General features: G+C 38.7%; 13 protein-coding genes. 4 read left to right on the top strand and 9 right to left on the bottom strand.

Translation table 11 applies throughout. The features are described 5' to 3' along the window. Window positions 1-134: 134 nt before the first annotated feature. From AC6I9F_RS05250 to AC6I9F_RS05240, 3 genes are all read right to left on the bottom strand, one after another. The gene (locus AC6I9F_RS05250) at window positions 135-629 is read right to left on the bottom strand and encodes a YkgJ family cysteine cluster protein (RefSeq protein ID WP_070482622.1); all 495 of its coding nucleotides are present in this window, start codon (window positions 627-629) and stop codon (window positions 135-137) included. Between the two features lie 132 nt (window positions 630-761). Next, window positions 762-2495, bottom strand: coding sequence for a phosphoenolpyruvate--protein phosphotransferase (gene ptsP / locus AC6I9F_RS05245; protein ID WP_138704059.1), 1734 nt, complete (start codon window positions 2493-2495; stop codon window positions 762-764). Between the two features lie 5 nt (window positions 2496-2500). Continuing rightward, the gene (locus AC6I9F_RS05240) at window positions 2501-2764 is read right to left on the bottom strand and encodes a phosphocarrier protein HPr (RefSeq protein ID WP_000146947.1); all 264 of its coding nucleotides are present in this window, start codon (window positions 2762-2764) and stop codon (window positions 2501-2503) included. Between the two features lie 350 nt (window positions 2765-3114). On the opposite strand from AC6I9F_RS05240, the gene nrdH reads away from it, so the two are divergent. From nrdH to nrdF, 3 genes are all read left to right on the top strand, one after another. Beyond that, entirely contained in the window at window positions 3115-3333 is a 219-nt protein-coding gene (gene nrdH / locus AC6I9F_RS05235; RefSeq protein WP_000259247.1) for a glutaredoxin-like protein NrdH, read from the top strand. An 80-nt stretch (window positions 3334-3413) separates the two neighbouring features. Then, the gene (gene nrdE / locus AC6I9F_RS05230; RefSeq protein WP_166731698.1) at window positions 3414-5573 is read left to right on the top strand and encodes a class 1b ribonucleoside-diphosphate reductase subunit alpha; all 2160 of its coding nucleotides are present in this window, start codon (window positions 3414-3416) and stop codon (window positions 5571-5573) included. Window positions 5574-5760: 187 nt separating this feature from the next. Continuing rightward, on the top strand, window positions 5761-6723 hold the full coding sequence (gene nrdF, locus AC6I9F_RS05225) for a class 1b ribonucleoside-diphosphate reductase subunit beta (protein ID WP_498020872.1): 963 nt from the start codon (window positions 5761-5763) through the stop codon (window positions 6721-6723). On the opposite strand, the gene AC6I9F_RS05220 is transcribed toward nrdF, so the two are convergent. Further along, complete coding sequence (locus tag AC6I9F_RS05220) at window positions 6720-6866, bottom strand: hypothetical protein (protein WP_000693265.1); 147 nt, start codon at window positions 6864-6866, stop codon at window positions 6720-6722. The two genes, nrdF and AC6I9F_RS05220, sit on opposite strands and share 4 nt — an antisense overlap. A gap of 190 nt (window positions 6867-7056) precedes the next feature. On the opposite strand from AC6I9F_RS05220, the gene AC6I9F_RS05215 reads away from it, so the two are divergent. Continuing rightward, window positions 7057-7818: a DeoR/GlpR family DNA-binding transcription regulator gene (locus AC6I9F_RS05215; protein WP_023939067.1), complete on the top strand. Its 762-nt coding sequence runs from the start codon at window positions 7057-7059 to the stop codon at window positions 7816-7818. A gap of 291 nt (window positions 7819-8109) precedes the next feature. Here AC6I9F_RS05215 and AC6I9F_RS05210 read toward each other — a convergent pair whose 3' ends face one another. The 5 genes from AC6I9F_RS05210 to AC6I9F_RS05190 form a co-directional block, all read right to left on the bottom strand. After that, entirely contained in the window at window positions 8110-8367 is a 258-nt protein-coding gene (locus tag AC6I9F_RS05210) for a DUF3884 family protein (RefSeq protein WP_262078544.1), read from the bottom strand. A 42-nt stretch (window positions 8368-8409) separates the two neighbouring features. Then, entirely contained in the window at window positions 8410-9816 is a 1407-nt protein-coding gene (gene lacG / locus AC6I9F_RS05205) for a 6-phospho-beta-galactosidase (RefSeq protein ID WP_173306875.1), read from the bottom strand. A gap of 81 nt (window positions 9817-9897) precedes the next feature. Continuing rightward, on the bottom strand, window positions 9898-11592 hold the full coding sequence (locus AC6I9F_RS05200) for a lactose-specific PTS transporter subunit EIIC (protein ID WP_498020869.1): 1695 nt from the start codon (window positions 11590-11592) through the stop codon (window positions 9898-9900). Beyond that, on the bottom strand, window positions 11592-11909 hold the full coding sequence (locus AC6I9F_RS05195) for a PTS lactose/cellobiose transporter subunit IIA (protein WP_001078323.1): 318 nt from the start codon (window positions 11907-11909) through the stop codon (window positions 11592-11594). The genes AC6I9F_RS05200 and AC6I9F_RS05195 overlap by 1 nt, the downstream gene beginning before the upstream one ends. Window positions 11910-11943: 34 nt before the next feature. After that, window positions 11944-12780, bottom strand: a complete 837-nt coding sequence (locus tag AC6I9F_RS05190; RefSeq protein WP_219947883.1) for a PRD domain-containing protein — start codon at window positions 12778-12780, stop codon at window positions 11944-11946. Between the last annotated feature and the right edge of the window lie 165 nt (window positions 12781-12945).

The following is a 12945-nucleotide window of genomic DNA, read 5'->3' as shown; positions in this document are numbered from 1 at the left end:
TCACTTGCTTAAAAAATCCGTATAACTGCTTTTTTATAAAAATAAATTGATGATTTCTCAAAAATAGAACATAAAGAGAAAACTCCATAGAAATGATTTCTACAGAGTTAGAACAGTATCTTTATAATAAATCTCTATAACTTATCCTTTAATTTCTCAACAAAGAGATAGGCTGCTGGACAGGTCAAAGTATTCTTAATCGTCAAATGGTTGATTTGATGGATCTTTTTGCGATCTGTATGGGGGAACTCTCGGCAGGCCTTGGGACGAACATCATAGATGGAACAGAGATTATCTCCTCCTAGAAAGGGACAAGGCATGGATTTAAAAACCTTATCGCCATCTTCATCTACCTGCAAAAACTCTGCTTCAAAAGCTGGTAATTTCATCTTAAAGTACTTGGCGATTCGTGTAATATCCGCTTCTTTAAAGTCAGGCCCCAATGTCTTGCAACAGTTGGCACAGGCCGTACAATCAATCTCCGCAAAAACTTCTTGGTGAATCTGCTGGGCTATCTTATCTAGATTTTTTGGTGGTTTTTTCTTTAGATTTGCTAAAATTTTACGGTGTTCCTTTTGCTTTTGCAAGGCTAGCTGGTGGTAATACTCAATATCAATTTCTTTAGACATGATTTCTCTCTTATTCTATTTGTTTCTCCTATTATATCATGCCTCTGATTCATTGAAAAGTGGACTTTAAAAGACTATACTTTCCCAAAATGCGTCAAAAAACCTTGCAACTAGGTTACAAGGTTAATGACATTAATCGAAGTTAACGTATTCTTTTTGAAGTTCAAGAACTTCTTCCATTGTTGAACACTCTGTAAGGGCACGGTTAGCGTACTCTTCCATCTTAGCAGTATCCAATTTCTTCATCAAGCTACGTGTACGAAGGACAGATGTTGCTGACATAGAGAACTCATCCAAGCCCATTCCGACAAGAAGTGGAACAGCTTTTTGGTCACCAGCCATCTCACCACACATACCAGCCCATTTACCTTCAGCGTGAGCTGCCTTGATAACGTTGTTGATCAAGCGAAGGATTGATGGGTTATATGGTTGGTAAAGGTATGAAACTTGCTCGTTCATACGGTCTGCTGCCATTGAGTATTGGATCAAGTCGTTTGTTCCAATTGACATGAAGTCTACTTCTTTTGCAAATTGGTCTGCAAGCATGGCTGCTGCAGGGATTTCAATCATGATACCAACTTGGATGTCATCCGCAACTGCAACACCTTCAGCAAGAAGGTTTGCTTTTTCTTCTTCATAAACTGCTTTAGCTGCACGGAATTCTTTCAAAAGGGCAACCATTGGGAACATGATACGCAATTGACCATGAACAGAAGCACGAAGAAGAGCACGGATTTGTGTACGGAACATTGCATCTCCAGTTTCAGAAATAGAGATACGAAGGGCACGGAATCCAAGGAATGGGTTCATTTCATGTGGCATATCGAAGTAAGGAAGTTCCTTATCTCCGCCGATATCCATTGTACGAACAACCACTGGTTTACCATTCATTCCCTCAAGAACAGCCTTGTATGCTTCATACTGCTCATCTTCAGTTGGGAAGTCTTGAGAATCCATGTACAAGAACTCTGTACGGTAAAGTCCAACAGCTTCTGCACCGTTGTTGTTAACACCTTCAACATCTTTTGGAGTACCGATGTTAGCAGCCAACTCGAAATGTTTACCGTCAGCAGTCACTGTTTGAGCATCTTTCAAAAGTGCCCATTCAGCTTTTTGTTTAGCATAAGCTTCACCAGCTGCTTTAAATTCTGCCGCTTGTTCATCTGTTGGGTTGATAATCACTTCACCAGTAATTCCGTTAACGGCAAGGATATCACTGTCTTTCACTACTTCAGTGATGTTATTTGTTCCCAATACAGCTGCAATTTCAAGTGTACGTGCCATGATAGCTGAGTGGCTTGTACGTCCACCGATGTTTGTTACAAAAGCTTTTACAAAGTTTTTGTCCAATTGAGCTGTATCAGATGGTGTTAAGTCATGTGCAATCACGATCACTTCTTCATTGATAGAAGCTGGGTTTGGCAATTTCTTACCAAGAAGGTTTGCCAATACACGTTTTGTCACGTCGCGGATGTCCGCTGCACGTTCTTGCATGTATGGGTTGTCTTCCATACCTTCAAAGATAGTGATGAACATGTCAGTCACTTCTTTAAGACCTGCTTCTGCATTGACTTTCTTAGCACGAATTGTTTCTTTAATCTGACCAATCAATTCTGGGTCAGAAAGAACCATCAAATGAGCGTCAAAAACTTGAGCCGCTTCTTCACCAAGCGTACCTACAGCTTTCTCGCGGATAAGAGAAAGCTCGTTTTGAGAAGCTTCAAGAGCAACATCCAAACGAGCCTCTTCTGCGTTTGTATCTTCGACTGAAATAGTCTCGAATGACAAATCCGGTTGAACGAGTAGATATGCTTTTGCAACTGCAACACCGTCAGATGCTGCGATTCCTTTAAGCATTTCTGTCATTTCCCTTATGCCAATCCTTCTTTTTCCATTGTTTCTGAGATTGCAGCGATAGCGTCATCTGCATCTGCACCTTCAGCTGAGATAGTTACGTCAGCACCTTGGCCAACACCAAGACTCATAACACCCATAATTGATTTAAGGTTAACTGATTTACCTTTGTATTCAAGAGTGATATCTGAAGCAAATTTGCTAGCAGTTTGCACCAACAATGTTGCTGGACGTGCGTGAATACCTGTTTCTGCCACTACGTGGAAATCTTTAGAAGCCATAGTTTGACTCTCCTTTTGTTCTTTCTTTTTTTGAGTTATATGTGATAACCCTTACAGTTTGGTATTATACCATCTTCTAGGATTTTTTTCAAGCATTTTCTGGATTTTCCTTCAATTTCCTTTCAGATAACTTGCTGAAAATCTTCTATCCTAGATAACAAAACACAGGATATAGTTTCTTTAAAAACGATTTATAGGATAATCATTGCTGTTTTATAAAGTAAACACTACATATTGTGTTTTGTGAGCTTGACTAGAAAAACAGACCACTATATTTAGTTCAAATCATTGACAAAATTTTATTTTCTGATATACTAGGATAGTATTAAATTTTGAAGAGGAGTTACACAATGGTAACCGTTTATTCTAAAAACAACTGTGTCCAATGTAAGATGACCAAACGTTTCTTGGACAGTAATAATGTCTCTTATCGTGAAATCAATCTTGATGAGCAACCTGAGTACATCGATCAAGTTAAAGAGCTCGGTTTTAGCGCAGCTCCTGTTATCCAAACACCAACTGAAGTCTTTTCAGGTTTCCAACCAGGAAAACTGAAACAATTAGCATAATCTTAGTACATCATCCAGAAGAAACTGCTTTTAGGGCTAACTTAGAAGCCTTTCTTTTGTAATTAGATAAGGGAAATTTTATGGGATTAAAACATCTTGAAGACGTGACTTACTTCCGTCTCAATAACGAAATTAACCGTCCTGTTAATGGACAAATCATGCTTCATAAAGATAAGGAAGCCTTGGATGCCTTCTTTAAAGAAAATGTCGTTCCAAACACTATGGTTTTTGATTCAATTACTGATAAAATCAACTACCTCATTGAACACAACTACATCGAAACAGCCTTTATCAAGAAATACCGTCCAGAGTTCTTGGAAGAATTGGCTCAATTTATCAAAGACCAAAACTTCCAATTCAAGTCTTTCATGGCTGCTTATAAATTTTACAATCAATATGCCTTAAAGACTAATGACGGTGAATACTATCTTGAAAGTATGGAAGACCGTGTCTTCTTTAACGCCCTTTATTTCGCTGATGGGAATGAAGCTGTTGCAATCGATATTGCCAATGAAATCATCCACCAACGCTACCAACCTGCTACTCCTTCCTTCTTGAATGCTGGACGTGCTCGTCGTGGGGAGTTGGTATCTTGTTTCTTAATCCAAGTGACGGATGACATGAACTCTATCGGACGTTCTATCAACTCTGCCCTTCAACTTTCACGTATTGGTGGTGGTGTGGGAATTACCCTCAGCAACCTTCGTGAAGCTGGTGCACCTATCAAGGGTTATGAAGGAGCAGCTTCTGGTGTCGTACCAGTTATGAAACTCTTCGAAGATAGCTTCTCTTACTCAAACCAATTGGGGCAACGTCAAGGTGCTGGGGTTGTCTACCTCAACGTCTTTCACCCAGATATCATCGCCTTCCTTTCAACTAAGAAAGAAAATGCCGATGAAAAAGTTCGTGTCAAAACCCTATCACTTGGTGTTGTAGTACCAGATAAATTCTACGAATTGGCGCGTAAAAATGAAGAAATGTACCTCTTCAGCCCTTACTCTGTAGAAAAAGAATACAATGTCCCATTCAACTACATCGACATTACTGAAAAATACGATGAATTGGTCGCAAATCCAAATATTCGCAAGACAAAAATCAAGGCGCGTGATTTAGAAACTGAAATCTCTAAATTGCAACAGGAGTCTGGTTATCCTTATGTAGTCAATATTGATACGGCTAACCGTGCAAATCCTGTTGATGGAAAGATTATCATGAGTAACTTGTGTTCTGAGATTCTTCAAGTCCAAGAACCAAGCTTGATCAACGATGCTCAAGAATTCCTTCAAATGGGAACAGATGTTTCATGTAACCTTGGTTCAACCAACGTGGTCAACATGATGACCTCACCTGACTTTGGTCGTTCTATCCGTGCTATGGTTCGTTCCCTTACTTTCGTTACAGATAGTTCACACATCGTGGCTGTACCTACGATTGACTATGGAAATAGCCAAGCTCATACTTTTGGTCTTGGTGCTATGGGACTTCACAGCTACCTTGCCCAACAATTGATTGAATATGGATCGCCTGAGTCTATTGAGTTTACAAGCATCTACTTTATGCTTATGAACTACTGGACCTTGGTTGAGTCAAACAATATCGCGCGTGAACGTGGTATTACCTTCCATAACTTTGAAAAATCAGACTATGCTAAGGGAAGCTACTTTGATAAGTATATAACTGGCGAGTTTGTTCCAAAATCAGACCGTGTTAAAGAACTCTTCAAAGATGTCTTTATTCCAAGTGCTGCTGACTGGGCTGAACTTCGCGACAAGGTTCAAGCAGATGGTCTTTACCACCAAAACCGCCTTGCTGTAGCGCCAAATGGTTCTATCAGCTATATCAACGACGTTTCTGCTTCTATCCACCCGATTACGCAACGTATCGAAGAACGCCAAGAGAAGAAAATTGGTAAAATCTACTACCCTGCTGCTGGCTTGTCTACAGAAACCATTCCTTACTACACTTCTGCCTACGATATGGATATGCGTAAAGTCATCGATGTTTACGCTGCTGCGACTGAACACGTGGATCAAGGACTTTCACTCACCCTCTTCATGCGTAGTGACATTCCAAAAGGCCTTTACGAATGGAAGAGGGAAAATAAACAAACGACACGTGACTTGTCCATCCTTCGTAACTATGCCTTTAACAAGGGAATCAAGTCTATCTACTACGTCCGTACCTTTACAGATGACGGTGGAGAAGTCGGTGCTAACCAATGTGAAAGCTGTGTAATTTAGTTTCTAGCATAGAAACACTATTTTTCCCTAAGCAGCACTGATAAAATCAAATCTACTAGGTCATAACATAATTTATGTAACATTTTAAAAGTCGGGCTTCCGACTTTTTGTGCGATACTCCTATAGAATTATGGTAAAGTAGAAATAATTGTGAGTTCGCAATACTAAACACAGAAAGAGATTTTAAATGGAAACTTACTACAAAGCCATTAACTGGAATGCCATCGAAGATGTCATCGACAAATCAACTTGGGAAAAACTGACGGAGCAATTCTGGCTCGATACACGTATTCCCTTGTCAAATGACTTGGATGACTGGAGAAAGCTATCTAACAAAGAGAAAGACTTGGTCGGAAAAGTCTTTGGTGGTTTAACCCTTCTGGACACCATGCAATCTGAAACTGGGGTTGAAGCCCTTCGCGCAGACATCCGTACACCACATGAGGAAGCTGTTTTCAATAACATCCAATTTATGGAATCTGTTCACGCTAAATCTTACTCTTCAATCTTTTCTACCTTAAATACTAAGGCTGAGATTGAAGAAATTTTCGAATGGACCAATACCAATCCTTACCTACAAAAGAAGGCTGAGATTGTCAACGAAATCTACCTCAACGGTAGCCCACTTGAAAAGAAAGTTGCCAGCGTCTTCCTCGAAACCTTCCTCTTCTACTCTGGTTTCTTCACTCCCCTCTACTATCTCGGTAACAACAAACTAGCCAACGTTGCAGAAATCATTAAATTGATTATTCGTGACGAGTCTGTTCACGGAACCTACATTGGTTACAAATTCCAACTTGGTTTCAATGAATTGCCTGAAGAAGAGCAAGAAAAACTCAAAGAATGGATGTACGACCTACTCTATACTCTTTATGAAAATGAAGAAGGCTACACAGAGAGTCTTTATGACGGTGTTGGTTGGACTGAAGAGGTTAAAACCTTCCTTCGCTACAATGCCAATAAAGCTCTCATGAACATGGGACAAGATCCACTCTTCCCAGACTCAGCAGATGATGTCAATCCAATCGTCATGAACGGAATTTCAACAGGAACTTCCAACCACGACTTCTTCTCTCAAGTCGGAAATGGTTACCTTCTTGGTGAAGTTGAAGCCATGCAAGATGATGACTACAACTACGGTTTGGACTAATACTCTTCGAAAATCTCTTCAAACCACGTCAGCTTCGCCTTGCCGTAGATATGATCACTGACTTCGTCAGTCTTATCTACAACCTCAAAACTGTGTTTTGAGCAACCTGCGGCTAGCTTCCTAGTTTGCTCTTTGATTTTCATTGAGTATAATTCTCCACCACTCTCAATCATCAAAAAGTAAACTAGAAACAACAAAATAATAACTTAATAAAAATATCGAAAGTTTTGAAAACAAACCTCGATATTTTTGTTTTTGTTTTATTTTGTTGTTTTTGTATTTGAATGATGAGCTAGTTTATGGTAAGATAGTAGTAGGAAACGAGGTGATAATATGCTCAAACAAGAAAAATTAGCCAAAATTTTAGAGATAGTAAATAGTAAAGGAACCATAACGGTTAAACAGATTATGGATGAAATAGCCGTTTCAGATATGACTGCAAGGCGCTATTTACAGGAATTAGCTGATAAAGATTTGCTGATTCGTGTGCATGGTGGAGCTGAAAAACTTCGAACCAACTCCCTTTTGACTAATGAGCGATCAAATATTGAAAAACAAGCCCTCCAAACGGCAGAAAAACAAGAAATAGCCCGTTTTGCAGGCAGTCTAGTAGAAGAAAGAGAAACTATTTTCATTGGACCAGGAACAACATTAGAATTTTTTGCGCGTGAGTTGCCTATTGACAATATCCGCGTCGTGACCAACAGTCTACCTGTTTTTCTGATTTTAAGCGAACGAAAATTAACAGATTTGATTTTGATAGGTGGAAATTATCGCGATATTACAGGTGCTTTTGTTGGTACATTGACCCTACAAAATCTCTCTAATCTCCAATTTTCTAAAGCTTTCGTTAGCTGTAATGGCATTCAAAACGGAGCTCTAGCTACTTTTAGCGAGGAAGAGGGAGAGGCTCAACGCATCGCTTTAAATAATTCTAATAAAAAATATTTACTCGCAGATCATAGTAAGTTCAATAAGTTTGATTTTTATACTTTTTATAATGTATCAAATCTTGATACTATTGTTTCAGATTCTAAACTAAGTGATTCAATCCTTTTTGAGCTATCTAAACTTACTAAAGTCATCAAGCCTTAATCAACTGAAAGATTCTGGGTAAGAACTCAATTTCAGAAGAAAAAAAGTAAATCTTCCCACAATAAAACGCATAGTATCAAGTTTTTTCAACACCTGATATTATGCGTTTTTCTGTATCAAAGACTTTTTGCCCAATTGTTTTATCTGCCACCTCAAAGCTATGCATTGAGAAATCTGCGACTCTCTTCCTAGTTTAAAGTTGCTCTTTGATTTTCATTGAGTATAAGCAACGTGATTAGATAAGAGTTTTGCAGAGTACTAGATATAAGATTTAACTTTTTTGGAAATTGGTTACGATTGTTGAAACGGCATAAAATCTGAATCAAAGGAGATATTATCCCGTTCTTCAGGATTGATAAAATTTAAAAAGATATTTTTAAATTCTTCCAGCTCATAATCTGAATGACAAATCCATTCTTTACCGGTAGAGACATACCATTTCCCAAGGCTTTTCAGTTCTTCATTCGTCAAACACGGTATTTGAGAGCATTTTTCAAAGTTGATAATATAAACTTTTTCATAAATAGATTGGATAAAATTTTTGAACATCTTTTTGCCTCACTAAAATTCTATATCTAATGACTCATTCTACTACTCAATCACTTGAGTTTTCGCTACTTTCTTGTACCAGTGAGCTGATTTCTTAGGATAACGTTCTTGAGTTTCAAAATCTACATAGAAGAGACCGTAACGTTTCTCATACCCATTTGACCATGAGAAGACATCCATCAATGACCAAATAAAGTAACCTTTTACATTAGCGCCATCTGCAATCGCATCAGACAAGACCTCCAAGTGTTGTTTCACATAATCAATACGGCCATCATCATAAACAGTGTTATCGACGAACTCATCTTTATAGCCGAGACCATTTTCAGTGATGTAAATCTTCTTGTAGTTCGGATAATCTTTCTTCACGCGCATGATTTGGTCATACAAACCTTGAGGGTAGATAATCCAATCCCAATCCGTACGTGGTACATAATCAGGAGCTACACGACGACCAACACCTTTGATTTGGTATTTAGAACTTCCTTTCTCACCCTTACCATTATGGATGATTTCAGTTTCTCCATCAAAGGATTCCATCCAGTCACTCATATAGTAGTTAATTCCAAGGAAGTCATTCAAGTCTTTTGCGGCTTCTAATACTTCGAAATCTTCGTCACGCAAGTCAAGCTTTCCACCATTGGCAGCCAAGATAGCCTCTACCCCTGCCAGGGTCTTTTCAGAGTAGTGCCCCAGATAAGTTGCATCCAAGATAAATTTGTTATGGATAATGTCCTCCAACTCTGCCGCAATAACATCTGCTGGATTTTTAGGATCCAAAGGATACTTAGTTGGCAGAGCGTGAACAACACCAATTTCACCTTTATAACCTTTATCTTTATATAGCTTAACTGCACGCGCATGAGACACCATCATATTGTGGTGCGATTGGAAGACTTTGGCAAGGTCATACTGGATACCTGGAGGGAATTTACCAACTAAATATTGACCATCACCGATTGGCCCAATTTCATTAAAGGTTGTCCAATAATTTACTTCTGGAAATTCTTCAAAACAGAAGGCCGCGTAGTCTACAAAGTGTTCAATATTTTCACGATTTAAGAAGTCGCCATTTGAGTGGAGAGCTTCTGGAGTGTCAAAATGATGAAGAGTTACAAATGGCTCAACGTGACGTTTGTGACACTCTGCAAATAGATTATGATAAAATTCAACACCTTTAGCATTTACTTCACCATAACCAGTCGGAAAAATACGTGACCAGGCAATAGAAATTCGAATGCCATTGATACCATACTCTTCTGCCAGCTTGAGGTCAACTGGATATCGATTGTAAAAATCACTGGCTGGTTCTGCAGTGTACCAGTAGTTATCTTCAAGATATTTATCCCACGCAACTGGTCCTTTTCCATCAGTATGTGTAGCACCTTCTGCTTGATAAGCAGCTGTTGCGCCACCGAAAATAAAGTCTTTTGGTAATGTTTTTGTCATATAATTCTCCTTTTAATTAAAAAAGAAATAAGATGGAGAGGAGGCTAGTGAGGCTTTATTCTCCATCTCACTTCTAATCTTTTATTTTTCGAATTGAGCTTGTACAAATGCAAGAGCACCTTTTCCATCACGGGTTAATTTGATGTATTGAGCGCCTTCTGTCTTGGCAAGTTTAATACCGAGTTTATCAGTTTCTGCTTTCATGTCTTCAAAGTTTGAAGCAACTTGAGGAGCAAGGATAACAAGATCAAACTCTGGCAACATTTCACGGTGAGCACCATAGCCACCTGCTGCTGCTTTCACAGGAACATTGTATTCTGCTGCTGCCTTATTCAAAGCATTTGCAAGGAGACCACTTGTTCCTCCACCTGCACAGAGAACGAGGACATTTGTTTCTTTAGTGATTGTATTTTGTGCTGCTTCTACACCCGCTTTTTCAAGAATAGCATCCGCTTTTGCAGTGTTGAAGTTTGCAGCAACTTTTTCTTTCAATTCATCATTAGACTTACCTGAACGTTCTTCTTCAAGAATTTGTTCATCATAGACCTTAAGGAATGGATAGTAAATGACAACGTCAACCACGATTAGAAGGGCAGCAAGAATGAATGATAGAACTTGGAAGTTGGTTCCAAGAACTAGACCTAGTGGAGCTGGAGTTGTCCATGGTAGATTAGCAGTAAATGAATTCATTCCAAGAGTTTCAATGAAGAATTTAAAGATCCAAACGTTTGCGATGGGAGCAAAAATAAATGGAATGAAGAAAATCGGGTTCAATACAAGCGGTGCACCAAACAAGATTGGTTCATTTACACCAAAGAAGGTAGGAACTACTGAAGCACGACCGATTGCACGGTTACGTTTAGATTTTGTTAACCACATGAACATGAATGGAACAACCAGTGTCGCACCAGTACCACCCATGGTAACGATAAACATTTGTGTACCAGAAGTAAGAATCTTGTCAGCGTGCATACCTTGTTGGAGAAGGTTCAAGTTGACTTCGGCATTGGCATAGGTAATAGCTGCGATAGCTGGTTCAACGATAGATGGACCATGGATACCAACAAACCAGAAGAAAGCAAAGGCACCAAAGATAATCGTAATACCTAGATAACCATCAGCAGCAGAGAATAATGGTGCAAAGAATTTACCGATTGATTCAGCTACGCTTGCACCAACAAAATGACGAGCTAGTAAATCAAGAGCATAAAGTGAAACAACTGAGAGAGTGAATGGAATCACATCTTTAAAGACTTGTGAGATATTTGGTGGAACTTCGTCAGGCATACGAATGGTAACGTTGTTCTTAACACAGACCTTATAGATAGCTACTGTAACAAAGGCAGCAAGGAAGGCTGAAAGCAAACCTTTTGTCCCAAGGAAATCTGTTGCAAAACCACCTGCAATTGGATCAGCTGCCAACATCAACAAACCAACAATCGCTGCCAACAATGTTGACATATAGTTGATTTGATTGGTTTTCTCCATGCTACGGTTTACTGAGTCGGTCAATGACTTAGCTGTTGTACCAGCTACCAAGAGAGCCAGAATACCCATAGAATAGCTATACGGTTTCATCAGAAAGGCTACAACTTCATCAGACCATTTAAAGCCCCATGAGTTTGGTACAAAGGCAATCAAGATAAAAATACTTGAGAAGAGAATAACAGGCATACCTGCAATGAAACCATCACGAATAGCACGAAGATAGATATTACGAGATAGTTTCTCAAAGAAAGGTTTTCCTTTCTCAATAAATGCAATTAGTTTATTCATTATTTAACTCCTCTCTTGTACAGTTCAATTAAATGATGCATCAAATCTTTTAACAAGATAGTTGTCATCAAGTGGTCTTGGCCATGCATCATGGTTACACTATAAGCTAAGTCCTCACCAGCTGCTTCCTTAGTCAATAGACTTGTTTGCGCGTGGTGAGCCTCTGCAATGCAAGAACCAGCTTCCTCGACTAAGCTATCTGCTTTCGCAAAATCGCCAGCTTCAGCAGCCTTCAAGGCTTCCAATAGTTTTGAACGAGCATCGCCAGCATAGGCTACGATTTCAAAACCTAACAATGTTACTTCTTCTCTATTCATGATAGAATTCTCCTTATATAATTTTAAATAATTTTTATGACAATAAGCGTTGGATATGTAGAACTAGATAAACTCGTTCACTCTTATACAAATCAAGACCCGTATGTTGCGTAATCACATCGTAGATCTTGGAACCAATTTCAAATGCTTTTGGGTAGGATTGTTTGATATGGTCTTCCATATCCAGAAGCGATTGGTTATCATCTCTGGATCTGTCTAAATAATCCAAGAAATAATTCAAATGGATCATAAAGCGATCATAGAAATGGTTATTCTCTTTGGTTCGTTGAATTGCATATTCCTTTAGAACTTCCTCAACATTCCTGAGAATTTCTTTCCTCTTATCAATCGACTTAACTACTTCTACTTCATTCTCGCCTTCGGCATTGATGAAATGATAAGCAATCCGAATAATTTCGTCTTCAGGAAAATTATCGGTCAGTTTTTGACGATAAATCCCAAATGCTTCATTTGCGATTTGAAAAGCGACAGGATACTTAGCGGAAATATCTGGCAGATTACTATCCTTGTACCTTCCTTGAGTTAGAGCTTGGTAAGAACAGTAAATATGATCTGTCAAGGTTACATAGAGATACTCTTGAATCGGATAATGATATTTCTTGGAAAGCTTATCAATAATCTCATAGGTCACTGTGATGAAATCAAGCGGAACATCTTTGAGAAGAGCCATAAAGTTTTCTCTGGACTCTTCGGTCTTCATCCGAAAGATTTTCTCAACCTGATGTTCAGCAATCAAATCCCCCTTCTTCTTTCCGAATGCAATCCCCTTACCAATTACAATCACTTCTTCTCCTTTATCATTTCTGACAAGCGAGACATTGTGATTCATTGGATTTAGAATTCGATACATGTCAACCTCCTTTTATATCTTAAAGGTATATGAGTACAAAAAATGACCACAAATGAACTAGAAAATCATCCGATTCCTAATTCATCCGTGATCATGCCTAATATTACTTAGTAACACTCACCTTGTATTAACTTGTGATTTAAGTATAGCACAAGTAAGTTATTT

It is taken from the genome of Streptococcus nakanonensis (assembly GCF_059738785.1).
The sequence above is the reverse complement of the archived record's forward strand: the minus strand, read 5'-3'. Positions and strand labels throughout refer to the sequence as shown.